The organism is Microcoleus sp. B3-D7, from assembly GCF_036705305.1.
GTDB lineage: Bacteria > Cyanobacteriota > Cyanobacteriia > Cyanobacteriales > Microcoleaceae > Microcoleus.
Window position 1 is genome coordinate 68,740 of record NZ_JAUBUE010000029.1, and the last position, 24,261, is coordinate 93,000.

The following is a 24,261-nucleotide window of genomic DNA, read 5'->3' on the forward strand; positions in this document are numbered from 1 at the left end:
ATCGAAATCCATATCTTATCAGTCATTCCCAGTTCTTCAATTCTTTAATTCTTTAATTTTTTAAATCTAAAATTGGATTAGCGCTGTGCCTGAGCCAGTCTGTTTCTGAGTTGAGTCCGCTCCAAACGGTTCAGGAGGCGAGCAATTAATTCCGGTTTCACGATCGGCTTGTTCACGTAGTCGTCAGCACCTGCGACAAACATTTGGCGCACGGTTTCCGATTCGGAATGAGCTGTCAAAAATAGCACGGGGAGCTTGCTCCAGCGCAAATCGTTGCGAACTGCCAAACACAGCTCGATACCGCTGTAACCCGGCATCTCCACATCTAAAATTAGCAAATCCGGACAAGTTGTTTCGAGTACCTCCCAGAACTTTTCGGGATCGTCCAATGTTGTTACTTGAAATCCCCAAGGTTGTAGAATCACTTGCAGTGCAGCCAATAGATGCACGTCATCGTCTACCACCATAACTTTAGCTTCAGCAGGGCCAGTCTGGTCGAGTAGTTGGGCGACTGCTTTGAGTATATCTGCTGGGGGGATAGATTTGTGTAAAAAGCCCGAAGCTCCCAAACGAGCAACTTCTATTCGATCGCTCAATTGATTGTGCCCGCTAAAAACCATCACCGGAATTTCTGGCTTTTCACTGCGGAGTTCGGCTAGGAGAGAAAGTCCGTTTTCCTGAGATCTGGAAAATGTCAAATCCAGCAAAATCGCGTCGGGAGGCTGTTGAGAAATTGCATTTCTTGCCGCTTGCGGAGAGTTGGCGACTTCTATCTGGAAGTCGGAACCGGATGCTACTGTTTTCAGTTGCTCGCTCCCAAAAGTATCATCATCAACAATCAGCATTCGGCGCTTTTGGGAAACCGCAGGAACCAAATCGCCTTCTGGTTCGGCCGACGGGCGATCGAATATCTGTTTGAGCTGATGCAGAAATCCCTCAATCTGCTGAGCCGTATCCGGTTTCCAGATGTTTTCAGCCTTGAACAAATGTTCTATCTGGCGCGCAACTTCTGAACCTTTCGGCAGCCCTAGAGTTCCCAAAGAACCGACTAATTTGTGAGCTTGGGCTTGGGCTTCCTGGCGCACTTCGCCCTCCAAGCTTCCGTTTTTCATTTGAGCGATCGCGCGATCGAATATCGCCACCTTTTCTATAAAATTAGCTTTTAAATTTCCCCGCATTTGGGCAATCGCATTCAAGACTTTGAGACGGCGCTCGTCTTTGTTTAATTCCTGGATCGACCCGCTGGATTCAGTAGATAAAGTCTCTTGAGTTTTAGCAGTTTCTGCCGTTTCCTGCCCAACTTGTTGGCTCTCAATCTCCTCCGGCAGACTTTTGAGCCGATAGCCCAATCCGTAAACGGTTTCCACTAAATCTACAGTCATCCCGGCTGCTTTCAGCTTCTGCCGCAGCCCCTTGATGTGAGCGGTAACGGCTTCTTCTTGAGGAAATTCGCCGGCCGACCAAATGCGATCGAGGATGGCGCTGCGACTGAAAATGCGCCGAGGATTTCTCAGGAAAAGTTCTAGCAAATTGTACTCTTTGGGAGTCAAGTGCAGCACTTTTTCGGCATAAGTTACTTCCGTAGTGTCCGGGTTGACTTGCAGTTTTTCCCAGGTCAAATTTGTACTCGACAAAGTTGCCTTACCCCGGCGCAGCAAAGCCCGAATTCGAGCGATTAATTCTTCGAGATTAAAGGGTTTGACCACATAATCGTCTGCACCCGCCTCTAAACCTTGGACTCGATCGTTGCTGCTATCTAGCGCTGTCAGCAGTAAAATCGGCATTTGGCAGCCGGACGATCGCAATTTTCGACACAAACTAATGCCGTCGAGTTTAGGAATCAGCACATCCAAAACAATCAGGTCGTAATCGTATGCCTGCACCAAATGCAACGCTGTTTCACCGTCTGCTGCCGCATTCACATTGTAATTGTGAGAGTTCAGCGCTTGAGTCAGCAAACTGACTGTAACTGTGTCATCTTCTACCAGCAGGATTTTCATAAACGTCACCTGTTCTTCCAACTATTTTTGGAACTTTTTATCGGTTTTTGGGGCTAATTAAATAGCCTTTTTACAACTGAATTTAAAAATTTCCTACCTTCAGTATAACAAATAGTATTCTGGAAATAGAATAATTGTAAATTATTATTTTTATTTTATTTGTTTGCCTCTCGAAATATTTCATTATATTTGGGCGGGGATTTTATGGCTTTTTGGACTTCAGCGCCTGCTGAATCTTTTGAATCAGATATTGCGAGGAATCTTGATGTTTAACTAAGTCTTCCAACTCGGAAACCGTGACTTCGGCTTGTTCTCTCTCTCGAACTAAAGAATCAGCGGTAACACTTTTTATGACTCCCAAAGGTTCTTGGATAGCGGTCAATGAATTGAATTTTTTTTCCGCTATTAATTCTTCTAACTCTAACAGGGCCATTTCTGCGCGATCGATCTTGATCGTCACGGATTTAGCCACATTAGCACCTGCTCTTGCTGCCTCCGTGAGTTCGTGAACTCGAAGTTTAAACCGGCTGGCAATTTGCTCCATTTGAGTCCCCAATTCAAAAGTTTTACTTGCCAGCCTGCCAATTTCTAGACTCACTTTGCTCAGACCGCTGGGCTGACTTCCCATTTGATTGGTAACTACAGCCACCTGTACTGCTAAATGCCTGACTTGTTCGATCGCCTCCCGGATGGTTCGGGAAGTGCGGTTAACCGTTTCTAAATCATTAGCTATGGCTTTGCCCACGCCCAAAATTTTATCTGTATTGTTGCAAATAGAATTAGCACCTTGAAAAGTAGCTTGAAATGCTTGCCGACCTTCCGAAGAAATCAGTTTCGCAATCCTCACAAATCGCTGATTCATTTGAGCAATTTCTTCAGCTTGTTTGATAAGTGCCACTTGCTGGGAACTAGGATTGGCATAGGACTTTTCTGTTTGACGTTGGTGGATTTTTAAAAGCTCATTACATTCGTGAACCTTAGCCTGTTCTTGTTGAAGTAGCGCCAAATACTTGTGTCTTTCTACTCGGTATTTTTGAATAACTTTGTTAGCTTGCGCTAAAAGTTTTGACTGGGCAATCACCAGAGTATGAACGTCCAAAAGGTGGTGGCTCTGGTCTTCTCTTACCACAATAATCGGTTCATAAACCAAGTCTTTGTGCCTGTTGAAAGACGCTTGCACGGCATCGTCAACTTTCCAGTTTGCCGAAAGCAGCAAAGGCGGAATTCTAATAAAATCTAACAAGGCTCGAATCGGGTGTGACCCGTAAAGTTCTACGCGATCGGGAAAACTCATTTGCTCTCGAAATTTGACGCGAGAAATCATGCCCAATACCTGTGATTCATGGGTAATAATGACTCCCGGCAGCTCGGGTTCTTGCTCAAATCTTTCAGCCACTACCTGTCCTAGAGTTGCAGCGCTCACTTGGAAGTCGTGACACGGCAGATGTCCGATCGTGAAATCGGGGGTGAGTTGAGTTGGATTGCTCATTTACCCGGATAGTGTTAAGTACAAGTTAACAAATTATATATTAATATTATACTGGAATAAGATTGTTGAAAGTAGTCAACGACCCAGCACGGAAGTGACTGGGCTTCGCGCCTAAAACTTCATTTTCAGTTGACCAGCCTGACAGTAATGACACCAAGCGGATACGTAGCTAGTCCCCTGTTCTGTCGTTAAGGGTTAAACATTTTTATTTGGGTTAAGGACGTGCCATTAGCCGAATCAGCTCAGAAAACAAAGGCGCGTGCTAACTTCACCCCAGCAATGGGAGTGGAATTGCTTAGTTTCAATCAACAACCCGGTTCACAAACACCACCAGAAGCGATCGATTATACAGCCGTATCCCTTCCCCCCGTTTCCTCCTACCGCTTTCGCGCTCGTAAAGCGCTGAAGCGGGGGTCACTCGCCCAGAAGAAAGAGGACAACTATAGGGAGAAATTAGCTCTCTGGCTCCGGGGCCTTCTATTACCTACTTTCTGACTTTGGATCGGCCGCGCCTGCTGTTCCCCAGGTTCCGTCCTCACAACAGGGGCATTCATATTTTGTTCTTTAAAACAACCGGGAAAATATCTAGATTGAAACCAAAAACCTTAAATCGGACTTTGCCACTAGCAACCTTTGAGGCTGCTTACCAGTTGTTACAGCAAATGGCTGAAATCCCAGGGGCGATTTGGCTGACCGACGATGCGATCGCTGATTCTCAAAATCTGGACAATTCGTCGGAAAGGTTTGCAGCAGTGGTATCAGAGCATTTTAGCGCGCTGCTGCGGGGCAATCTATTAGATGAGTTCGCAACAAACGGACACAAGCACAGCGAACAAAATCTCCATTCGCAATTGAATGTGCAGTTGACTTTCGACCCCGGGGCGATCGCCAATTTCCTGTCTCCCCTCGCAGACAAACTCGCAGAAATAACGGGCTCACCCTCGTGGAAAATTGACATTCGCGCCCTCAAACAAGCAATTAAAAATATACAGACTAACTCGGCCGTTCTTCAAAGCGAATTCACCCTAAATTTGCTGGATATTCTCGCTGCCAATGCCAGCCAAAATAATCACCTGCCCCTACACAGCCAAACAGAAATAGAGGGAAAATCCGCGCCCAAAGTTATAGATCCAGAAACGCTACAAAGCCAGATTGCTGAAGCCGTCAATCAATTACAAATTGCCAGTCCCTGCATTTCATTTTGTCAGCCAGTAGAAGATGCTTTGCAGCAACAGCTTGAACAAGAGCGACTTTTAAATCAGGTCACAACTCAAATCCGCCAGAGTCTGGAATTGCCTGTAATTTTGTCAAAAGCAGTCGAGCAAGTGCGAGAGTTTTTGGAGGTCGATCGCCTGTTAATTTATCAATTTGAAAAAGTTCCTGCGCCGCACAAGGGCGAGTTAGCTAAAGAAATACCGGCGGCGGTTTCTGGGTCTGGCGAAATCCCCGAAAATTCCGGGTCTTACTTGTATTTAGGTCGCGTTACCTACGAAGCTTTAGCCAATGATGGTATCTCGTCTGTACTAAATTTTAGTGAAGACGCGCAGTGTTTTACCAATGGAGTCATTGACCGAGAGAAATATCGCAAAGGTTTGGCTTTGTGCGTCGCGGATGTGGAAACAAGTTACTCTTCGCAGCCTTGTTTTTTAGAGTTGATGCGGCGGGCGAAGGTACGGGCAAAGTTGCTAGTGCCGATCGTAGTTCAAGACGACTTGTGGGGGCTGCTAATTGCCCACCAGTGTACTTTTCGCGAGTGGGAAGAAAGCAAAAAAACATTTTTGCGACAAATAGCAGAACATTTGGCGATCGCCATTTACCAAGCCGAACTTTATGCACAAGTCCAGCAGCAAAAGCGCACCTCAGAACAGCGCGTAATAGAACGCACGCGAGAACTGCGCGATGCACTGGTTGCCGCCCAGTCTGCCAGCCTCGCCAAGAGCGAATTTTTGGCAGCTATGAGCCACGAATTGCGGACTCCTCTCACCTGCGTCATCGGCATTTCCGACACGCTACTGCGGTGGTCTTACGGCAAAGTTGGCAGTAAAGAAGTGCCAGTGCAAAAGCAGCGGCAGTACCTGCAAACTATCCGAGACAGCGGCGACCACTTATTAGAATTAATTAACGATATTTTAGATTTATCGCAAGTAGAAGCGGGAAAAGCAATATTAAAAATTAGTGAATTTTCACTTTCTAAATTAGCTTCTCAGAGCCTGCACGCCCTCAAAGAAAAAGCTGCGGCTAAGGGCGTGGAACTGCTGCAAGAACAACGGATCAAACAAGAGTGCGATCGCTTCATCGCTGACCCCCGCCGCTTGAGACAAATTCTCTTCAATCTTTTAGGAAATGCGATTAAATTTACTCCCAAAGGCGGGCGAGTCATCCTGCGAGTTTGGGTGACAGAAGATAAAAATCGAACGCCGGCAGTGCGGCAGCCCGGTACTGCACCGGCAGGCAGCACCGCTGTTTTTCAAATCAAAGATACCGGCATTGGAATTCCCGAAAATCAGCGATCGCTTTTGTTTCAAAAATTCCAGCAGTTGGATTCCCCGTACCGCCGCGAATACGGCGGCACAGGTCTGGGATTGGCTTTAACTAAACAGTTAGTAGAGCTTCACGGCGGTGCGATCGAAGTCAGCTCTACAGTTGATGTCGGCTCTACTTTTACGGTTTTTATACCCATCCAAACTTTCAGCAAAGATGAATCCACAAAATTTACATATGAAAAATCGAATTCATCTTTACCGCTGCATTCTTCCTCGTGGGGCAGCCTCGTACTCGTCGAAGAAGATGAAGAAACTGCCATGCTGATTTGCGATATCCTGACAGCAGCAGGACTGCAAGTGGTGTGGATGATTGAAGGTTCGGCTGCCGTGGAACAAATTGAACTTTTGCAGCCGAATGCTGTGATTGTCGATATGCGTTTGCCCGGTATGAATGGCTGCGAAATAATTCACCAACTGCGCCAAAAACCCGCTACTGAAAATATCAAGATTCTAGCTTTAAGCGCTAATGAAATTCCGCCAGATCAGATATCTTTTGTGACGGCGGGAGCTAACGAGTGTTTGGCTAAACCGATTCACCCTGAGCAATTGCTGGACAAAATTATTTCTTTAATGGCCGGGATTGGTAATGGGTAATTGGGCATGGGGCATGGGGAATTGGGCATGGGGCATGGGGCATGGGGCATGGGGCATGGGGCATGGGGCATTTCATAGAATTGAGTTTTTGAGGTAATTATGGGAAGACCTGATTTTGAGGAATTAGAGGTTTATAAGTTGGCGGAAAGTTTGGCGAATCAGATTTGGGAGATTATAAAAAAATGGGATTACTTCACAAAAGATACGATGGGCAAACAGATAGTTCGGTCTGCTGATAGTGTCTGTGCTAATATTGCTGAAGGAAGAGGTCGTTATAATGATCAAGATAATCGGCGTTTTGTAAAAATTGCGAGAGGCTCTTTGTACGAAACAGTAAACTGGTTAAGATTAGCCTATGCTAGACAACTTATCACCAGCGAAGAAGTAAGCAAATTTAAACCAATTATCGATAAATTACTACCAAAAGTTAACGCTTATTTGAGTTCAATAGGGCACAGGGAATAAATTACAAAAAAAGCCCAATGCCCAATGCCCGATGCCCGATGCCCGATGCCCGATGCCCAATTCCCCCTTCTCCATTCCCCATGATTAATTGTCAAATTCCTACAGGATTAATTGTTTCTTGTCAAGCACCTGCTGATTCGCCGCTGCACGATCCGATCGTAATTGCGGCAATGGCGCGAACCGCCATCAATCGAGGTGCATCGGGCGTGCGGATTGACACTCCGGCTCACATTGCAGCGGTGCGAAAACAGATATCCGCTCCCATAATTGGGATTTGGAAGCAGCAATTGCCGGGATGCGAGATTTACATTACTCCTCGGTTTGAAGACGCGCGGGCGATCGCCGCTTCTGGAGCCGATATTATCGCCGTTGATGCTACTCTGAGAAACCGTCCTGCTGGCGGCGAAGACTTAAAGACATTAATCGCGCGAATTCACAGTGAATTGGGCAAATTAGTGATGGCGGATGTAGATACAATAGAAGCTGCGATCGCGGCTGCCGAAGCGGGTGCAGATACCGTAGCAACTACTCTTTTTGGCTACACTCCCCAGACGGAAAATTTATCGCCACCGGGATTTGATTTGCTTGCGGAAATGGTAGAAAAGCTTAAGGTTCCCGTTATCTGCGAAGGCGGGATATCGGGGCCGGAAATGGCTAAAAAAGCCTTGGATTTAGGAGCGGTGGCTGTTGTTGTGGGGACAGATATTACTGGGATTGATCTTAAGGTGACAGCCTATAAGTCGCTGATGGGGAAATAAGTTCGGCAACGGATGTAACGGATTTAACGGATTGAAGGCAGTTCGGCAACCGATTATTTAACGGATTTAAGCAATGTAACGGATGTAACGGATTGAAGGAAGAAGGGAGAAGAAATATTCGGCGATAGAAATGGCTTGTAGGCAAAGGAAACGCGCCAGCTAAGGGTGGGAAATAGCGGGCGATTTCCATCGCCCTTTATCAGGGGAAGTTGCTAAATCAGTGCGCCGTTGATAAAGCTGCTAACTACAGCTAAGGCGATCGCCCCCAGTACCGCGCTCCAAAGGCCCATCCGCAAACTAAATCCTTCAACTAACTTCGCAGCCGAGGCAAAAACAATCACGTTCATTACAAAAGCAAACAGGCCGGAAAGCAATCCCAGCGTCAGTAGGTTCGGTACGAAAAAAACTGCTTTTAGAATTGGCAAAATTAAAACATTCAACATTCCCAAAACCGCAGCGGAAATTACTGCTTTCGGTGTGCTGTCAATTTCTACGCCGATCGGCAGTTGAGAAATTAGTAGCAAGCTGCTACCTGTCACCAGCCAAGCAATCAAAAAATCGATCGGTTCCACAGCGCTCGTACCTCCTTAACAGTTGAATTGTTAAAAAAACCTGATATTTAACATCTACCTTAATCAAACAATCCGGCTGATTCGTCTGCCAACAGGCCGAATTTATGTCTGTCACTAAAGAGTGAGAAGTTCCAATCGCTGCATTTTCTGCCAAATGATCCGGATGGGAACCGTATCAACCTGTTAGTTGAATAAAAAGAGCAGATTAATTAATATGGCTGGCGATTTTTCTTTTAACTCTAAAATCAGATTCGACAAAAAAGCCTTGGACAACCCTGCACGGCAAGGCAGCCGATCGCTCCAAGTTATGATTTTTATGCTGCTCGTCACTACCTTGGTGACGCTACCGGTATTTCGTCTAGCCGAACTGCAACTGGTACAGGGAGCCTACAACCGACAGCGGGCGGAAAATAACCGCATTCGCCCTGTTTCAGTCCCAGCGAATCGCGGTCAAATTTTAGACCGCAACGGCAAAATTTTTGCGGCCAACCGCGTATCTCGATCGGTCTATGTGTGGCCAAAAGAGCGATCGGCCAAGGAGTGGCAAGAGATCGCCGCTACACTGGGCCCGATCGTCAAACTTCCCGCAGCCGAAATTATCAAAAAAATCGATGGAGTGGGCTACAGATCAGCCCTGCCAGTGCGAATTAGTAAAGATATCGATGTCGCTACTTTCGTCGCGTTGGGAGAACAAGCTAATACTTTGCGGGGAGTTGAAATTCGCGTAGAATCGAGCCGAGACAATCCCCACCAGCAATTAGCAGCTCACCTTTTGGGATACGTCGGCGAAGCTAGTTTAGAGCAATTAAAAGCTAATCCTGCATATCCGATGGGGATGCTCGTCGGTCAAATGGGAGTTGAAAAATTAGCCAATTCAACTTTAGAGGGCGTTTGGGGAAACCGTTTAATCGAGGTGAATGCTAAGGGCGAGGAAATCCAAGATTTAGGTGTAAAAGACCCTATTCCTGGCAAACCGGTGCAGCTAACTTTAGATTTAGATATGCAGAAAACTGCAGAAAAAGCTTTGGGCGATCGCTTAGGCGCTGTTGTGGCGATCGACGTGAAAACCGGCGCTCTTTTAACAATGGCTAGTTGGCCGACATTTGATCCCAATATTTTCACCCGCAAGGTAACTCAAAAAGAATGGGATCGGCTGCAAGGGCCAGAAAAACCGTTTTTAAATCGAGCCGTTCAAGGTTATCCAGTCGGTAGCACTTTTAAAATTGTCACTGCTGTAGCCGGGATGGAGTCGGGCAAGTTTTCTCCTGACTCGACTTTGGTAAGTTCTGCTTCAATTAACATCGGCGGAATTTCCTTTAACGAACACGGCGCCGGTTACGGCGTTATCGGTTTCCGCGATGCTTTAGCCTACAGCAGCAATACGTTTTTCTATCAAGTAGGTATGACTGCTGGGCCGGAAGAAATGGCAAAATGGGCTAAAAAAATGGGTATTGGCGGTACTATTAATTTAGATCTTTTGGGGATAGACGGTGCCAATCACGGTCAAGTTCCGATACCAGCCGAGAAACAGAAAATGTATGGGGAAGATTGGTATGTGGGCGATACGGTAACAATGGCGATCGGTCAAGGTTTGGTACTTTGTACTCCCCTAGAATTGGCAGTGATGGTGTCAACTATTGCCAACGGTGGTTGGCGAGTGCAGCCACATTTGTTGGCTTCTCAAACCAATACGCCTGTTACTCAAAAAATTTCAACAGGTATTAAGCCGGCAACTTTAAATGTCATTAAACAAGGATTGATTGAGGTGGTGAAAAAAGGTACAGGCCGCGGCTTGAATGATGGTACTATTCCTTTAAGTGCGGGCAAAACTGGAACGGTGGAAATGCCCGGTCATCCTGACAATTCTATGTATGTGGGTTTTGCTCCTGCTGACAAACCTGAAGTTGCGATCGCAGTTATAGTTGAAGGCGGCGGATATGGTGCTGTATCGGCGGCACCAATTGCTCACGAGGTATTTAGAACCTATTTTCAAAAGCAGGGTTTTAAACCTACTAATAAGCCTCTATAGTCATTAGTTAATAGTGGACTGTTGACTGTTGACTGTTCTCATTTTGTCCCATACTTCGATCGCACTATCCTTGATATCTGGGAAAAGTGCGATCGATCAAAAGTTTTCCCCTACCAATCCTCTCACTTCCACGGTCGATAAATTCATCATTTGCGCTACCTGTTCCAGACCCACTCCAGAATTTAAGAGTTGATTTACGAGCGAGCGTAATGTTCACTCCGCAGCTAGTCGTCCCAGGTTCTCTTCCTTATGAGTCTTCAAAAACTCCCCCGTTTCAGGAACTCTAAACCTCAATTATCCTGAAATTAGATGCAATTCTAGTCCCAGCACTTCACTGAACAACCACAGCGTATCGAAAGCGATATTGTTGGCTGCAATCGGCTCATACTGATTGTTTATTAGACGTAATCCCTGTAAAATTGGATTCAGATAATCTCCCGACGGATCATACTGAAAATATTCCCTAACTCCCCAAGCCCGATAACTTTCCGGTTTGGTTTCTTGGTCTTTCGTCTGAGTTGTTTTCCAAGTAATTTATAACACAAAATCGGGAGTAATTCCGCCTTATTCCCCAACTTTATAATTATCTCTTTTGCGGTTTGCCACTCCAAACACCACATAAATATCCGGATCAACAACCGCTTGGTTGTTCCCTTGTTCATAATAAATGAAAGAATTAGCTGACACGTAAACATCAGAACGTTCTTGAAAGTAAAGCTTGACAGCTTCTACGGTGTAAGTCATTTAATCGCGCGTGATGTCGCTTTCAGCCATCGGCTCTCCGTCGCTGCTGGGATCTTCAATTTCTACTTGTTCGACTTGAGTTAAAATTGTCATTTTTCAATTTTCCTCAAAGTTAATTAATTTAATATCGGGTAAATAAGCGTTCTAAGGTTTCTAGTGAGAACTTCATTCCTAGTAGTTTTATGAGGACTGAAGCCCTCACTACAAACCTATTTAATTGTGGTCGTGACCGCTGACATGATAGGATTTAATGCTAGCATTCTGTCGGTACTTTTAAAAGTTCGAGATTTCTCAAACAAATCAACAGCCGTAAGGTACACAGGGAGCACGCTACATAATTAGGTTCTGCGTCCTGGACTCTAAGGCTGGTAAGATGGTGTACAGATACAGACTATTTAAATTCTAATTAATCCCTCTCTCTAAAATAATCATTTCCGAACCAACAACCGGACTTCTAGCTATTAACTTGCCTTCCATATTCGCAATTTCTAACTTGCTGAAATCGAGTGAGTTAGCCTCCTTCCACATCTTGGTTGCTAGTTGATTTTGCTCAACTACGCTGAGCTTGTACCAATCTTCAGCGACTTTTACTGTCAAAATGCTGCTGGAAAAATTAGCTTGAACAGACTCAACTAAACCGCCGCCCAGTCGATTCTTAATGTCAGTAACTTGATTTTGAATCCCAGCAATCAGAGACTGTTCGGGCGTCAGCGGGGGCGGTGGGATAATTTCTACTGGTTGCGGTTTTTCCGGCGCCACTAAATCGGGCAACTTGCTTTTGAATTTAGCAGAGATTGGCTCAGACGGTGCGATCGCCTCTGGCGATTTCGGCGTTCCCGATGCCATAAAATCACCAAAAGTTGGAGGCGACTGCTGCGCTGCTGGCAAAGGCACTTTTGCTACTTTATCCGGCGGTTTTCCTGAGAAACTGTTGAAAGTTAAACCGACTGCAACGATCAGAATTGCTGCTATGGCGGCGTTTAAAATTGGATCGGACAGCTTCTGGTTCGTAGATGGTGGCAGTAGCGATCGCACTAGCCGCACAATACTTTGCCAAAGTACACCGACGTTCTGTAAAAAACTCCCTTCCCTGCGTTGGGATACAGGTTTTTTCTCAACTTTTACAGCCACTTTTGGTGGCACACTGTTAACTTCTGCTGCAACAGCGGGAGGAGTTACTGTTGCTGAGTCAGAAGCGGTGGGCGCGATCGGCTTTACTTGCTGCAAGGGGGGTTCGGCTGGTAATTTTTTGCCTTTTTTTCCCAAATTCCCAATCGATGCCATCAAAGTTTTGATTCTCTGATTTTTGGGAACCGCGCTGCTGGCATTTTGAGTTTTGCTGCCAGTGGGGGCAGACTTTGCAGCCGAATCAACCTGCGGTGTCGGAGATTGAGAGGGTTCTGGAATTGACTGGTTTAGTTGTTCTTCTGACATTTTCTCTGCCTTGGGGCGTTGCAAATATATCTAAAAGCGATAAATTTTTAGTTGAGCCATCTCAACCTTAATTTATCATTTTATTAGTTGTAACCGAATCAAAATGAGCATCAAACGCCGTCACTTTCTAATTTTAGGCAGTCTCAGCAGCTTTGGTTTTGCCGGAGTCTGGAAAATGTTTCAGCTTCGGACTGCCTGGGGTACAGACGCCAACGCTGCTGTGCCTTCTAACGTTGAGGCAGAAAGGGCGATGGTCTCTTTGCCGGCCTCACCGCCTATTTTACGCTTTATTTCGGTAGCCGACACCGGTACGGGCGCTGAAGGTCAGTATGCTGTCGCTGAGGCGATGGCGCAATATCACCGGGAAAACCCTTTTAATGTTGCTGTTCTCGCCGGCGACAATATCTACAATAACGGCGAATTTGAAAAAATTAATGCTGTTTTCGAGCAACCTTATGGGCCGTTATTGCAGCAAGACGTAAAATTTTATGCTTGTCTGGGAAATCACGACATCCGCACTGGTAACGGCGACCAGCAAGTTAAATATGCGGGTTTTAATATGCAAGGTCGCTACTATACTTTTCGGCGCGACCCGGTACAGTTTTTTGCTTTAGATACCAATCACAATGCTGACTGGGAAAATCAGCTTGTTTGGCTGGAAAAAGAGTTGAGTCAGAGCACCGCACCTTGGAAAGTTGTGTTCGGCCACCACCCGATTTATTCCTCTGGCGTGTACGGATCGGATCAATCTTTTATTAAGACTTTGACGCCTTTGTTTCAAAAGTACGGCGTGCAGCTTTATATCAACGGACACGAGCACAGTTACGAACGCACTCGCTCGATTAACGGTACGACTTATTTAATTTGCGGGGCTGGGGCTGGCACTCGTCCGGTGGGGCGTTCTGAGTGGACGGAGTATTCTGCTAGCCGCCTGAGTTTTGCGACGTTTGATGTCTATGAAGACCGGATGTTTGTCAGTTCTATCGGTACTGACAAACGGGTTTTTGACCGAGGGGTGATTCAAGTGCGATCGGCTTAATTCAAATTATATTCAGGAGCCAACAAAATGAATAGGGGTTTTAGAGCCAATAAAACTGGTTTTGTTTTAGAAACAACTGTAGAAGGTACGTTGAGAGGCCACGGATATCTCGAAATATGCCCTCAGTTGCCGAAAAAGCGCAAGCGAGAGTGGCTCTTAATCTCTACTGAAAATTCCAACCGATATGCTAAACAGGTTTATATCGGGTCTAGCATTTATGAAACTGAAATAAATGTCGATTTTTATATTGTAAATTCCGGTTTGTTTCCTCGGGGTCTGATTGTTGAGTGCAAGTGGCAAGAAGACAAAGGTTCAGTAGACGAGAAGTATCCTTACCTAAATTTAAATATTAAAAATTGTTATCGGGTTCCTACTATTGTTATAGTGGGTGGTGACGGTATGAGGCAAGGTTCGATCGACTGGTTTAAAAAACAAATTTCTGACAATCAAAATCTGTTGGCAGTTCACAAGCTCGAAGGTTTTATTACCTGGGCTAACAAATATCTATAACAGAACTTGCGGAACTTTGCCGTGTGTGGGGAAACTACGTATTGCTGCTACAAAATATGCTTAATTAGAGAGTGGGCTTAAGTAAGGTTTAAAATAAACGTATTAATAATTCTTTGATTTTTCCGCGCTTAAAACTATTAGAATTAATTCCCCTAGATGCTGAAATTTCAATGAGTTTTGGCAGAAATTTATTGGGGAAAAATTGAGTATCGCTGTAGATTTTTTCGATAAAATCGCAGTTAGAATTAGATAGCATAACTTTCACGCCCCGTTCTGCAAGTTCTGCAAAAATATCTCTCAGTTTAAGCTGTTCCGATTCTTTGAAATTATCCCGGCTGTAAGTCGTGAAGTTACTGGTGGCACTGATGGGATAATAAGGCGGATCAAAATAAACAAAGTCTTCGCTGCTGGTAGCAAAATCCAAAATTTCATCGAATTTTCTGACTTCAATTTGAGCGGGCGCGAGTAAAGATGAAACCGATCGCAGTAAATCTGCTTGACAAATGTTAGGGTTTTTGTATCGACCTATGGGAACATTAAATTCACCTTTTGAGTTTTCTCTGTAGAGGCCGTTGTAACAAGTTTTATTTAGGTAAATCAGGCGTGCTGCTTTTTCTGTATCTGTTTTGTAGGAGCGCGATCGCACCGAGTAATAATAATCTTTATTGTCCTTGGTATGTTCTAACTGATGCTCCTCTAAAAGTAGAATCAGCTCCTCAACTTTATCCCTGACACAGCGATAAGCATTAATCAACTCAGGATTAATATCTGTTAAAACAGCTTGCAAACCAGGGTGCTGCTGTGCTAAGTAAAAAAATACAGCTCCGCCACCCAAAAAAGGCTCGTAGTAAGTTGTGAACTTTTCAGGAAAATAAGGTTGATATTGTCCAATCAACCTAGTTTTGCCTCCTGCCCATTTCAGAAAGGGACGTGGCAAGACGAAAGAAGGTGCGGAAGCAGACATTTATCTAGAAATAACGGCCCTATAATATTTATCACAACTAGAACTCAATAGAAATACTTCTGAAGTTCTTACCGGAGGTCGCGTGGCATTAAACAGACAGTGCCGGAGCCATCGGCAAAAAGTTTTCGTTAGAATTATATATATCAGCCTCGCCGGCAAAAATGCCCGATCGCCCGATTGGCGGATTTAGCTCCGGCTGTGCCAAAATTGTCTAACTCGCTCACAAGTGTTACCAGTCCAAGATCGAGCTGTGACACTTTACCCCACCAAGCCAATGCAAGATTTTATTAATAACGTCTCTCGCTACCCGCGCTTTTTCATTACGATATGTCTGGGAATTTTCTTTTTCCTGTTCGAGCGACTCAAACCCCTGCTCGATCGACCGGCAACTGCGATCGCCCTGATTAGTTCGATTGTAGCGACTTTTGTCTTTCTAACTTTTACACTGCGGGCTATGTTAGGCCTGAGTTCGGTTTAAAGCCAAGCTAAAACGCAAACATCAACGGCAAATTCAGTTAAAACACTAACTCCCAAAGTAGCTGCCAATTCTTGCAGGCGATCGCACACTTGACAATAGTCGCTGCGATAGATTGGAAGAGGAAAAAAATTGGGCTAGTTACGCCAGTGCTGCTCAACCAAGGCGCAGGCAAACATTACCGAAGTGCAGGGCGTTTGGGGCTATCAACATTCACTGGGGAAATACTGCACCTCTGTTTCCCCGGTGTCCCACTTAATCATTAGGAAGCGGCACACCCCGCCCCGCTTTCCTCTCCCGTTAACCTGACGGTATCACGAGAGTTTCCAGCGGACAAGACAGATGAAGTTTGAACATATCTATCAATTTTTTCAAGACCCCCCTCCTGTTTATCTAAACAAGGAATTAGCTGTGTGTTACATTCTCTCCGTGTTATTGCGCGGAGATTCCTACGGTACAGAACTGATTGGCCAACTAGAGAGGGAATTCCCCATCTACCGCCTTTCTGATACCGTTCTCTACAGCGCTCTGAAATTCCTCGAAGATGAAGGCGTCATCACCGGTTACTGGAAAAAAGTAGAAGGACGCGGCCGCCCCCGCCGGATGTATCAAATCCTCGCTGAGTGGCGGCACCAAGCTCAAGACCTTGCTCGTCTCTGGCACGATTACATTGGTCAGGGAAACGGCGCTTCAGAGCGTCGTTCCCGCCCCTTAGAAACTGGTCAGACGGGTTAACCGAGTTGGAATCGGATGCCTAAACCCTGGAGATGCTGGCGCTACTTGCAAAGCGATTTGCCTTCCTTGCCTTCGCTTTGCTCGATCGCCCGCGGCACAGCGATTAAAGCAGCTACACTACGTCAGGACTTACGCATTGTCACTTGAGAATTAGGGATGATGGGGAGATATGGGAATTGGGTGATGGAGAGCAAAACGCCTTGCAGAAGAAGCTTTCTGCGAATTTTGATAACAAAGTGTCTGCGTAAGTCCTCGATCGCTTTCGTATGTCAAGTTATGTAAAGTAATAGTAGATAATTTCAATTACACAAACTTCTACCGATGGATACTGCTGTTCTTCCTTCAACATTTGTGCTAACGCTACTGCTGGCTGTTGGCTTGTTTTTCTTCATCAAGGCTTCAGTCAAAGATCGAATCGAACAAGTCAAGCTGGCTTCTGAGAGCGCTCAAGAGTCACTGTTAGCCGACTTACAACAGTATTTTGCCGATAGAGCTTACCGAGTTGCAGCCGTCGATGCCCCCAACTATAAAGTCACGTTTGAGGGTTTTGTGCGGCCGAGTTGGTTTCTAGCTATTTTTCTAACTCTGCTGAGTGCAGGCGGCGCTCTGTGCTTGGGACTGGTTTTGGGAATGCTAGTTCCTCAACAGGGTCAAATTTTCCTAGCTTTGGTACTGCTGTCCCCGCTAGCGGGGGTATTTTACTGGAAAAAAGCTGGACGCTCTGAGCAAGTCTCCCTCAAACTCGAATCAGTTGCTGAGTCGGGAAGCCAAACCAAGAGCTTTGTTACTGTCAGAGCTCACCGCGATGAACTAGCAGCCATGCAAAAAGCTTTAGATTTGAAACCGATCGATTAAAAGTTTGACGCGGAACGTTTTTTGATATGCTAGATGCCGTAGTTAGACTTCTAGCTGACAAACCGATGACTCAAGAGCGGCTCTTTCGTTGATAAACCAGTGATAAACCAGTGGCTGTTTTTTTGATCCACTTGTTCGATCGACCAAAAAGTAAAAAAAAACCATTATCGTGAAAGTGCCAATTGTGGCGATCGCCCTTGGGCTGCGATCAAGCCTGTTGCGATGGCTCCTTATACCCTAATTCGTAAGGACTTTTCGCAGAAATTTCAGTTGGCACTCTCCAGACAATGAGAACTCTCGCGCTTTTGTTAAAAGACTTAGAAAAACATTGCTGTCAATGTTTTGAGCTAAACATTTTGAGCTATGCGCGGCTGGCTGACACCACAGGAATTTTTTCTGTGGTAGCTTCCAACATCACCTTTAAGCTGGGAAACAAGAAATGGTTCTCTTCTACGTATTGGGCTCCAAATAAACCTTTTTCAGCCCAGAAGTATCTGTCAGTGGTATGCTCGTTACGCTTGACTAACAGCAAAGCTGGGGGAGCAATGCCTTCTGCATGGATGAACTTGCGAGCCGCTGTTACGGGTTTATCTTCGCCGCTCTCGATGCTATATTGAGGCACACACTCTAAAATTCTGCGTCCTTCTTGTCGGCGGCGACTCTTGCGTTTGCGTCTCCTGGCCAATTTCTTTACCTCCTCTGTGAGCAGACAGTATGAGCAGACAGGTTGTAATGATAGCTACCAAATCCGAGGCCAGTATATCCGTTCTAGCTCAAAATTTCAACTGTTTTTAATATATCGACATAATCTTAACATTCGTGCCGATCGACAAAAGTGTAGGGGTTGTGGTAGGGCTGGCCGCAAGTTCCGGCAAGATCCAAGGTTGGGGATCGGTGGAAGCTGCGCGGAGGGCGATGCGGGGCAATTTTGGTTCATGAAAGCCCCATGCCTTCAACATAGCTGCCTTCTATCAAAGGGAAGAAACCTGAAACCTAGAAGTCTCTCATCAGTAATCGGTAGCCGATCGTTTGTAATTTACTTAGAATTCCGTTAGATATCTTAATGTGGCGCTCATGTTAATGCCAGCCAGTTCAGAATTTGTCAAACTTTGCCGCTCGCAGGTGGCCATCGCCGTTAGTTTGGGAGCGAAATTCAGCGCGGTATACCTGACACAAGAGTTGGTAGAAGGCAGCGAAGCAAAGTTGGTGCCGATCGCAGTTTACCCAGAAAGCTCAGCCGAATCGGAAGAAAATCAGGGGTTGAGGTTGCAATGTTCCGAAAGCTCGACAGTGAAACCAGTGCCGCGACTGCTGGCGCCGCCGGTTCGGCCTGTGGAAGAATCAACGGTGGGGGCGATCGCACCCGAGCGACTTCCGGGTAAGGAGCGCAGTTCCCATCAGTGCCAAGGCCCGGAGAATGTGTGGCAGCAGCGGATGCAAATTGTGACGCCTCTGATACACGAGGGAGCTGTAATGGGACTCCTAGTCAGCGGTCGGCAAGACAGGCCTTGGAACGAGCGAGAAGAGGCTCAGATACAACAAATTGCTCGCACCTTAGCCCTAGCCTGCATTTTAGACCAGCGATCGCAGTGGATGCAGCAGGAATTGGGTACGAGTCGGCAAATCCAGGCTCAGGTTTACGACACGATGCACAATTTGCTGCACCAGTTCAAAAGTCCGCTGACAGCGTTGCGAACTTTTGGCAAGCTGTTAGCGCGGCGGCTGGTACCGGAAGACAAAAACCGCAATGTGGCTTTTAGTATTGTCCGAGAGAGCGATCGGCTGCAAGAGTTGCTGGGCCAGTTCGATCGAACCGTTGACACCGGCGAAGCACATCTAAAACTGCGATCGGGGACTTCAGAAAAAGCAATGTCCAATGTGGAATCAATCCGGCATTCTCCTCTGTCGCTGTTACCTGCTGCCAATTTGCAGGAATCCTGTTTTGTGGCAGAAGTCTTAAAACCGCTGTTAATTTCCGCCGAGGCGATCGCATCTGAAAGGCATCTGAAATTGCTAGCCGACATTCCGGCAGATTTGCCGCCAGTCTCAGCGAACGATCGAGCTTTGCGCGAAGTTTTGAGCAATTTAATTGACAATGCTTTGAAATATACCCCTGCCGGCCACCAAATTTATATTAAAGTCAGGTACAAAGCAGCGGATGGCGATCGGGCAGGATACAGCCAATTGCCTGCCATAGCAGTTGCCGTTAGCGACACAGGTTCCGGCATTCCTCCCCAGGATTTAGAGCATTTATTTGAGCGGCACTACCGGGGAGAAAAAGCGCAGACCGAAATTCCGGGTACAGGATTGGGTTTGGCGATCGCCCGCGATTTAGTCCGCCAAATGCAAGGAGAAATAGAAGTATTTTCCCCAGTCAATCCTGAATGGCTGCCATCGGCGGAAACTCATTTATATCCAACCGATCGCGGCACTACCTTTGTGGTTTGGCTACCAGTGAATAAGTAACGAACTCTATTGCTTAAAGACATTTTTTATGAAGCATCTACCTTTATCCAATCAAATTTCCAAGTTATCAAATTCTTTAAAAGTTTTCAAGAAAAACTTTTTTGGTGTACCGTTTTTAGCTTTTTTTAATATTATGACTCTTCTGATTTTGGGCGGGGTGAGCATATACGCCAAACTCAACAACAAGGGACGCGGAGTTGAACGCCTATTTAGCGACCCTTTTAATTTCTGGTTCCCTTACGAAGGCATTCTCACCGGAGTTTCCGAAGTTCTCGGGTGTCTCCCAGTCGCAATTTGTGCATTTACTTTCGGAGTGTTGCGCCAAAAAGATCGGGGTAGTAGATCGGCGATATTCTTATTTTTTAGTGCTTTACTCCTGGGAGCCTTTTACCTGGATGACAGGTTTCGGATGACTTTGATTATGTCTCGGTTGGGAATATCTAAGAAAATAATTTATTTGTGTTATGGGAGTGCAGTTTTCCTTTACGGAGTTAAGTTTTGGCGATACATCAAAACCACTCATTACCTGCCATTAGTTGCAGCATTCTTCTTGTTTGCTATCTCGCGGTTAGAGGATCTTTTAGAGACTCCACATCAAGCATTACACGCGATGCTAGAAGATGGCACTAAATTATTAGGTCTTGTGAATTTAGCCGTGTATTTTTGGTACGTCTGTCATCATGAAGTTTGGCGGCATTTCCAGCAAAGCGAAAATCGTTGATCGCGTCGATGATATTACAAAAAAAGTCGTTTCTGAATTAAGGGATCACTAAGCAACGCCGGCAATCGCATAAAACCAAAATAATTTCTTTGATTTTGATATGGCATTGGAAGATTAGCAAATTTTATATAGTAAATTAATAATCCAAAAGAAAGTCTGATCAACTTGTTGTCTCATTTAGAATAAAAAAATTTTTTTCGCTTCAAACTAGCTATCAGGGTGTATTAATATTGTATTTTCGCGCTCAACTCTTGTCCTATAGGTTGTGTTAATAATTTGACATTCCTCGGTAAAATTTGGGTAAACTTTCCAGCAATCTGTCAGATAACAATAGCATTTCGATTTATGAACAACAGTCCAAAGTTGTTCAAAGGTTTGGCGACTATGATCGCCTAATACCCATCCTAAAATAGCGGGTGTAAAGTGGTCTACTGCTGTCCATAACCAGATGCAAGTTTTTTGTGAGCCGACAAATGTTTCTAATTCATCCAATCCACCCAGTTGTGGATTTGTCTCTGTGCGCTCAAAATCTGGCAAGAGTTTTCCTACTGGTTTGAGCCAATTAATTATTGTCGTAGCACATTTTTGACTCTCTCAATTGCTCGCCAACCCATACCATTGACCTACATTTTTAGAGAGTAATTTTTAACCTCTTCAGAGTAACCTTTCTGAGGTTGATAGCAATCTATAAATTGTCTGCAACAACCGACACAAATATAATTCTGTTTACCTCTTTTTATGACCATTTTTATTAACAGAAGTTGCCTGACATTCAGGACATTGCAGAATATCTGCGTTTAATGAGTGTTATTTTTTTGCCGATCGCACTATAAACTTATCATACCCTAATTCAGCCGCGCCCTAATTGATGTATCACCGGGTTCATCAGCTTTGACTATTTTTTTACGAAACTCGATCGCAGAAAGTTTCATTTTTTCCGCTTATCTACTGACTGCACTGTACTATATATACATGGAATAGGCGGTATTTTTACGGCACAGTTGGTAAGACCTCGGAAGAGATTGTTAAAAAATATATGGGAAACCAACACAATTAAGTTAGAAGAAGGTGGCTTTAGCCACAGCAGCCAGACTTTTGAAGGGGTGGACTTGCTGCGCGAAAAAAGTCTGTCATAATTCAGATTAATTAGCCATTAGCACTTACCCTGTTTTTATGCAACTGAAAACAGCTATACGATCAATTCAGCCCTATGAATTTTCTAGGCCATAGCTACCGCGAGATGGGTTCCTATACAGATAGTAGGCATCTCAATAATAAACTGCGTTCCCTGCTCTGGCGTAGAAATACACTCCAAGTGACCGCAGTGTTTTTCTAGCAGAATTTTTTTGCTGATTGACAATCCCATGCCTGTACCTTTTCCTATTGGTTTAGTAGTAAAAAAGGGAGTGAAAAGTTTAGCACGAACTTTCTCAGTCATGCCAGCGCCATTATCGGCAATTGTTACCCGAATGCCTGAACCCGTGCTAATATTCTCCTGCGAACTACCCGGTAGGACTTCAGTACGAATCAAAATTTTGGGGTGAAAAACTGCACCCTCTTCTCTACTTTGCCGCTCTTCTAAAGCATCTATAGCATTCGCTAAAAGGTTCATAAACACCTGGTTGAGCTGACCTGCATAACAGGTTACAAGCGGCAATTCACCATAGTCTCTAATCACATTAATAGCAGGACGATCTGACTTAGCCTTGAGGCGATGCTGCAATATCATCAAGGTGCTATTAATACCTTCGTGAATATCTACTGATTTGATTTCAGTTTCATCTAAGCGCGAAAAATTGCGTAGAGACTCCACAATTATACGAATGCGGTCGATACCTAACTGCAAGGAAGAAAGCAACTTTGGCAAATCGTCCATGATAAATGGCAACTCTCCATCTTCTATTGCATTGAGAATTTCTGCTTCTGGTTGTGGGTAATGCTGTTGGTAGAGATTCAACACATAGATGAGTTCTTTAATATAATCTTTCGCATAGGAGATATTGCCGTAAATAAAGTTAACCGGATTATTAATTTCATGAGCGACACCTGCGACTAATTGACCGAGACTAGACATTTTTTCACTTTGAACTAGCTGGAGTTGTGTCTCTTGCAGTTCTTGGACAAAATGCTCTAAGGCAAGAGCTTTTTGGTGTTCTTTTTCTTCACTGATACGGAGTGCTTGTTCTATTTGTTCGCGCCGCTCTATTTCCGACTGCAATTTATGACCTAAACAAAAACTTCTCAAAGCTGTTAGCACTGTAGTGTATAGCTTTGATGTCGTTAATTCAGTTTTAGTTTTATAGTCATTTATATCATAATTGATAATAACGCTTTTTTCGGGTACTTGACCGGGTTGACCAGTGCGTAAAATAATTCGCACTAACTGATTGCCTAACACTTCGCGGACATATTTCACAAACTCTAAGCCAGCGTCATCCGTTTCCATGATTACATCAAGCAGGATGATAGCCACATCAGGATGTTCTTGAATTAACTGTTTAGCTTCCTTAGCCGAATAAGCACTAATAAATTTTAAAGATTTATTTTCATAAACAAACTTTCTTAAGGCGAGATCGGTAGCTGTGTGCACTTGAGCCTCATCATCTACAATCAAAATTTTCCAGCTTTCTGTCGGAAAATCTTCTGATACTTCATCGGCAAAAAATAACTCTTCATCTGAGTTAACTTCTTCCGCAAATAACACTTCTTCAGATGATTTTTCATTTGAAAAGCCGTAAATATTCTTGTCCATTGCTGCTCACCTTTCTGTGTTACTGATGTTTGGATTTAGGAAACTACGGTTGTGAATCGATTTGGACGGGTAGCTTAATAATAAACTTGGTGCCGACTCCGACCTCACTTTTACATTCTATTTCACCCAGAAGTTTTTGGGTAACTAAATTGTAGACAATATGCAATCCCAACCCGCTACCACCCTGACCGCGTTTGGTAGTAAAGAATGGCTCGAAAATTTTACTTAAATTTTCTGGGGGAATGCCTTGACCATCATCGGAATATTCAAAGCTAAGTCGAGATCCCTCTTGCTGCCAATCAAAAGCCAGCTTTCCACTAGCGCCCGGTTCGTAAGCGTGAATCAGAGAGTTCATCAGCAAATTTGTGATAACTTGGGATAATGCACCTGGATAAGAATCTAGGGCTATTTTGGTGTCTCCCTTAATTTCGATCGAATGTTTGCTATTTCTCAATTTTGGTTTTAATTGGATTAAAATTTCATCGAGATAATCTCTTACCAAGAAAGTTCGTCCTTCTTCGCTAGAGCGATCGACTGCTACTTCTTTAAAGCTCTGAATCAATGCTGCTGCCTGATTTAGATTAGTTAGAAGGGTGTTGCTGCTTTGGCTGGCTATATCCAAAAATTCTTCTAGTTCCGAGCGTTTCATTTTGCCACTCTTATAAGTAGAAGCAAATTCTGTGGTATGTTCTGCTAAAGCTGACGCAACGGTGACACCAACGCCGATGGGAGTATTAATTTCATGGGCGACGCCTGCTACTAATCCTCCCAGCGATGCCATTTTTTCCGATTCCACTAGCTTACTTTGAGTCGCTTTTAAAGCATCCAGCGTGTTGGATAATTCGTGGGTGCGATCGCTCACTAATTGCTCTAAGTTTTGATTGAACTCCTGCAAGTTATTGTAGAGTTGGGCATTTTCAATGGAAATGGCTATTTGGGCCGATAACAATTTTAACAGTTCTAGCCGATCTGTAGTGAAAGCTCCTTCTGTGAGATTATTTTCTAGGTAAAGAATGCCTGTCAGTTTGCCTTGGTGCAGCAGAGGAGTGCAGAGAATCGATTTCGGTTGAGTGGCTGCAATATAAGGATCGCGGGTAAATTGTCCCTCTTGGGTGG

Annotated in this window: 23 protein-coding genes and 1 pseudogene; 13 read left to right on the forward strand and 11 right to left on the reverse strand. The window is 44.8% G+C overall.

All coding sequences use genetic code 11. The features are described 5' to 3' along the window. Positions 1-77: 77 nt before the first annotated feature. Positions 78-2,000: a response regulator gene (locus tag QUB25_RS19280; protein ID WP_333060368.1), complete on the reverse strand. Its 1,923-nt coding sequence runs from the start codon at positions 1,998-2,000 to the stop codon at positions 78-80. A gap of 202 nt (positions 2,001-2,202) precedes the next feature. Next, entirely contained in the window at positions 2,203-3,489 is a 1,287-nt protein-coding gene (locus tag QUB25_RS19285; protein WP_333185178.1) for a chemotaxis protein, read from the reverse strand. A gap of 590 nt (positions 3,490-4,079) precedes the next feature. On the opposite strand from QUB25_RS19285, the gene QUB25_RS19290 reads away from it, so the two are divergent. From QUB25_RS19290 to QUB25_RS19300, 3 genes are all read left to right on the forward strand, one after another. After that, the gene (locus QUB25_RS19290) at positions 4,080-6,626 is read left to right on the forward strand and encodes an ATP-binding protein (RefSeq protein ID WP_333060366.1); all 2,547 of its coding nucleotides are present in this window, start codon (positions 4,080-4,082) and stop codon (positions 6,624-6,626) included. Between the two features lie 99 nt (positions 6,627-6,725). Continuing rightward, positions 6,726-7,091 (forward strand): four helix bundle protein, encoded by a 366-nt coding sequence (locus tag QUB25_RS19295; protein ID WP_333185180.1) that lies wholly within the window; start codon positions 6,726-6,728, stop codon positions 7,089-7,091. Positions 7,092-7,171: 80 nt separating this feature from the next. After that, on the forward strand, positions 7,172-7,849 hold the full coding sequence (locus tag QUB25_RS19300; RefSeq protein WP_333060426.1) for an N-acetylmannosamine-6-phosphate 2-epimerase: 678 nt from the start codon (positions 7,172-7,174) through the stop codon (positions 7,847-7,849). Between the two features lie 212 nt (positions 7,850-8,061). Here QUB25_RS19300 and QUB25_RS19305 read toward each other — a convergent pair whose 3' ends face one another. Further along, positions 8,062-8,421 carry a phage holin family protein gene (locus QUB25_RS19305; protein WP_333036800.1) on the reverse strand — a complete coding sequence of 120 codons (360 nt, stop codon included), beginning with the start codon at positions 8,419-8,421 and terminating at the stop codon, positions 8,062-8,064. A 214-nt stretch (positions 8,422-8,635) separates the two neighbouring features. Here QUB25_RS19305 and mrdA point away from each other — a divergent pair, with 214 nt between their 5' ends. Beyond that, a complete protein-coding gene (gene mrdA, locus QUB25_RS19310; RefSeq protein ID WP_333185182.1) occupies positions 8,636-10,450 on the forward strand; it encodes a penicillin-binding protein 2 in 1,815 nt (604 codons plus the stop codon). Between the two features lie 564 nt (positions 10,451-11,014). On the opposite strand, the gene QUB25_RS19315 is transcribed toward mrdA, so the two are convergent. Then, positions 11,015-11,194, reverse strand: a complete 180-nt coding sequence (locus QUB25_RS19315) for a hypothetical protein (RefSeq protein ID WP_333185185.1) — start codon at positions 11,192-11,194, stop codon at positions 11,015-11,017. Between the two features lie 402 nt (positions 11,195-11,596). Then, entirely contained in the window at positions 11,597-12,628 is a 1,032-nt protein-coding gene (locus tag QUB25_RS19320) for a hypothetical protein (protein WP_333185187.1), read from the reverse strand. A 103-nt stretch (positions 12,629-12,731) separates the two neighbouring features. Here QUB25_RS19320 and QUB25_RS19325 point away from each other — a divergent pair, with 103 nt between their 5' ends. Both QUB25_RS19325 and QUB25_RS19330 read left to right on the forward strand, forming a co-directional pair. Next, complete coding sequence (locus QUB25_RS19325) at positions 12,732-13,667, forward strand: metallophosphoesterase (RefSeq protein ID WP_333064722.1); 936 nt, start codon at positions 12,732-12,734, stop codon at positions 13,665-13,667. Between the two features lie 27 nt (positions 13,668-13,694). Continuing rightward, the gene (locus QUB25_RS19330) at positions 13,695-14,177 is read left to right on the forward strand and encodes a PD-(D/E)XK nuclease superfamily protein (RefSeq protein WP_333185189.1); all 483 of its coding nucleotides are present in this window, start codon (positions 13,695-13,697) and stop codon (positions 14,175-14,177) included. An 88-nt stretch (positions 14,178-14,265) separates the two neighbouring features. On the opposite strand, the gene QUB25_RS19335 is transcribed toward QUB25_RS19330, so the two are convergent. Next, positions 14,266-15,141: a DNA adenine methylase gene (locus QUB25_RS19335; protein ID WP_333185191.1), complete on the reverse strand. Its 876-nt coding sequence runs from the start codon at positions 15,139-15,141 to the stop codon at positions 14,266-14,268. Positions 15,142-15,415: 274 nt separating this feature from the next. Here QUB25_RS19335 and QUB25_RS19340 point away from each other — a divergent pair, with 274 nt between their 5' ends. From QUB25_RS19340 to QUB25_RS19355, 4 genes are all read left to right on the forward strand, one after another. Beyond that, positions 15,416-15,619, forward strand: coding sequence for a DUF751 family protein (locus QUB25_RS19340; protein WP_190657763.1), 204 nt, complete (start codon positions 15,416-15,418; stop codon positions 15,617-15,619). A gap of 339 nt (positions 15,620-15,958) precedes the next feature. Further along, positions 15,959-16,351, forward strand: coding sequence for a PadR family transcriptional regulator (locus tag QUB25_RS19345; protein ID WP_333036786.1), 393 nt, complete (start codon positions 15,959-15,961; stop codon positions 16,349-16,351). A 15-nt stretch (positions 16,352-16,366) separates the two neighbouring features. Further along, positions 16,367-16,498 carry a hypothetical protein gene (locus tag QUB25_RS19350; RefSeq protein WP_333064725.1) on the forward strand — a complete coding sequence of 44 codons (132 nt, stop codon included), beginning with the start codon at positions 16,367-16,369 and terminating at the stop codon, positions 16,496-16,498. A gap of 174 nt (positions 16,499-16,672) precedes the next feature. Beyond that, positions 16,673-17,206: a cofactor assembly of complex C subunit B gene (locus tag QUB25_RS19355; RefSeq protein WP_333036782.1), complete on the forward strand. Its 534-nt coding sequence runs from the start codon at positions 16,673-16,675 to the stop codon at positions 17,204-17,206. A 361-nt stretch (positions 17,207-17,567) separates the two neighbouring features. Here QUB25_RS19355 and QUB25_RS19360 read toward each other — a convergent pair whose 3' ends face one another. Both QUB25_RS19360 and QUB25_RS19365 read right to left on the reverse strand, forming a co-directional pair. Continuing rightward, positions 17,568-17,891 carry a DUF3155 domain-containing protein gene (locus QUB25_RS19360; RefSeq protein WP_006635576.1) on the reverse strand — a complete coding sequence of 108 codons (324 nt, stop codon included), beginning with the start codon at positions 17,889-17,891 and terminating at the stop codon, positions 17,568-17,570. A 106-nt stretch (positions 17,892-17,997) separates the two neighbouring features. Continuing rightward, positions 17,998-18,165: a hypothetical protein gene (locus QUB25_RS19365; protein ID WP_333064726.1), complete on the reverse strand. Its 168-nt coding sequence runs from the start codon at positions 18,163-18,165 to the stop codon at positions 17,998-18,000. A 121-nt stretch (positions 18,166-18,286) separates the two neighbouring features. On the opposite strand from QUB25_RS19365, the gene QUB25_RS19370 reads away from it, so the two are divergent. Both QUB25_RS19370 and QUB25_RS19375 read left to right on the forward strand, forming a co-directional pair. Further along, positions 18,287-19,672, forward strand: coding sequence for a sensor histidine kinase (locus QUB25_RS19370; protein ID WP_333185194.1), 1,386 nt, complete (start codon positions 18,287-18,289; stop codon positions 19,670-19,672). A 28-nt stretch (positions 19,673-19,700) separates the two neighbouring features. Further along, the gene (locus tag QUB25_RS19375; protein WP_333185196.1) at positions 19,701-20,393 is read left to right on the forward strand and encodes a hypothetical protein; all 693 of its coding nucleotides are present in this window, start codon (positions 19,701-19,703) and stop codon (positions 20,391-20,393) included. Between the two features lie 14 nt (positions 20,394-20,407). Here the strand turns inward: QUB25_RS19375 and QUB25_RS19380 are convergent. Continuing rightward, a pseudogene (locus QUB25_RS19380) lies at positions 20,408-21,179 on the reverse strand (IS1 family transposase). A gap of 178 nt (positions 21,180-21,357) precedes the next feature. On the opposite strand from QUB25_RS19380, the gene QUB25_RS29865 reads away from it, so the two are divergent. After that, positions 21,358-21,450 carry a transposase gene (locus tag QUB25_RS29865; protein WP_445251967.1) on the forward strand — a complete coding sequence of 31 codons (93 nt, stop codon included), beginning with the start codon at positions 21,358-21,360 and terminating at the stop codon, positions 21,448-21,450. A 162-nt stretch (positions 21,451-21,612) separates the two neighbouring features. On the opposite strand, the gene QUB25_RS19385 is transcribed toward QUB25_RS29865, so the two are convergent. Next, positions 21,613-23,145 (reverse strand): ATP-binding protein, encoded by a 1,533-nt coding sequence (locus QUB25_RS19385; RefSeq protein WP_333185198.1) that lies wholly within the window; start codon positions 23,143-23,145, stop codon positions 21,613-21,615. 43 nt (positions 23,146-23,188) lie between these two features. Beyond that, positions 23,189-24,261 (reverse strand): GAF domain-containing sensor histidine kinase (locus tag QUB25_RS19390; protein WP_333185200.1); only part of this gene is annotated, 1,073 nt, incomplete at its 5' end.

Excerpts from the sequence above, each read along its gene's own strand:
- QUB25_RS19300 (WP_333060426.1), top strand. The coding sequence starts at position 7,172 with ATGATTAATTGTCAAATTCCTACAGGATTAATTGTTTCTTGTCAAGCA.
- QUB25_RS19280 (WP_333060368.1), bottom strand. The coding sequence starts at position 2,000 with ATGAAAATCCTGCTGGTAGAAGATGACACAGTTACAGTCAGTTTGCTG.
- QUB25_RS19315 (WP_333185185.1), bottom strand. The coding sequence starts at position 11,194 with ATGACTTACACCGTAGAAGCTGTCAAGCTTTACTTTCAAGAACGTTCT.
- QUB25_RS19295 (WP_333185180.1), top strand. The coding sequence starts at position 6,726 with ATGGGAAGACCTGATTTTGAGGAATTAGAGGTTTATAAGTTGGCGGAA.
- QUB25_RS19320 (WP_333185187.1), bottom strand. The coding sequence starts at position 12,628 with ATGTCAGAAGAACAACTAAACCAGTCAATTCCAGAACCCTCTCAATCT.
- QUB25_RS19350 (WP_333064725.1), top strand. The coding sequence starts at position 16,367 with ATGCCTAAACCCTGGAGATGCTGGCGCTACTTGCAAAGCGATTTGCCT.
- QUB25_RS19330 (WP_333185189.1), top strand. The coding sequence starts at position 13,695 with ATGAATAGGGGTTTTAGAGCCAATAAAACTGGTTTTGTTTTAGAAACA.
- QUB25_RS19370 (WP_333185194.1), top strand. The coding sequence starts at position 18,287 with ATGCCAGCCAGTTCAGAATTTGTCAAACTTTGCCGCTCGCAGGTGGCC.
- QUB25_RS19335 (WP_333185191.1), bottom strand. The coding sequence starts at position 15,141 with ATGTCTGCTTCCGCACCTTCTTTCGTCTTGCCACGTCCCTTTCTGAAA.
- QUB25_RS19375 (WP_333185196.1), top strand. The coding sequence starts at position 19,701 with ATGAAGCATCTACCTTTATCCAATCAAATTTCCAAGTTATCAAATTCT.
- QUB25_RS19355 (WP_333036782.1), top strand. The coding sequence starts at position 16,673 with ATGGATACTGCTGTTCTTCCTTCAACATTTGTGCTAACGCTACTGCTG.
- QUB25_RS19325 (WP_333064722.1), top strand. The coding sequence starts at position 12,732 with ATGAGCATCAAACGCCGTCACTTTCTAATTTTAGGCAGTCTCAGCAGC.
- QUB25_RS19285 (WP_333185178.1), bottom strand. The coding sequence starts at position 3,489 with ATGAGCAATCCAACTCAACTCACCCCCGATTTCACGATCGGACATCTG.
- QUB25_RS19385 (WP_333185198.1), bottom strand. The coding sequence starts at position 23,145 with ATGGACAAGAATATTTACGGCTTTTCAAATGAAAAATCATCTGAAGAA.
- QUB25_RS19345 (WP_333036786.1), top strand. The coding sequence starts at position 15,959 with ATGAAGTTTGAACATATCTATCAATTTTTTCAAGACCCCCCTCCTGTT.
- QUB25_RS19340 (WP_190657763.1), top strand. The coding sequence starts at position 15,416 with ATGCAAGATTTTATTAATAACGTCTCTCGCTACCCGCGCTTTTTCATT.
- QUB25_RS19365 (WP_333064726.1), bottom strand. The coding sequence starts at position 18,165 with ATGTTGAAGGCATGGGGCTTTCATGAACCAAAATTGCCCCGCATCGCC.
- mrdA (WP_333185182.1), top strand. The coding sequence starts at position 8,636 with ATGGCTGGCGATTTTTCTTTTAACTCTAAAATCAGATTCGACAAAAAA.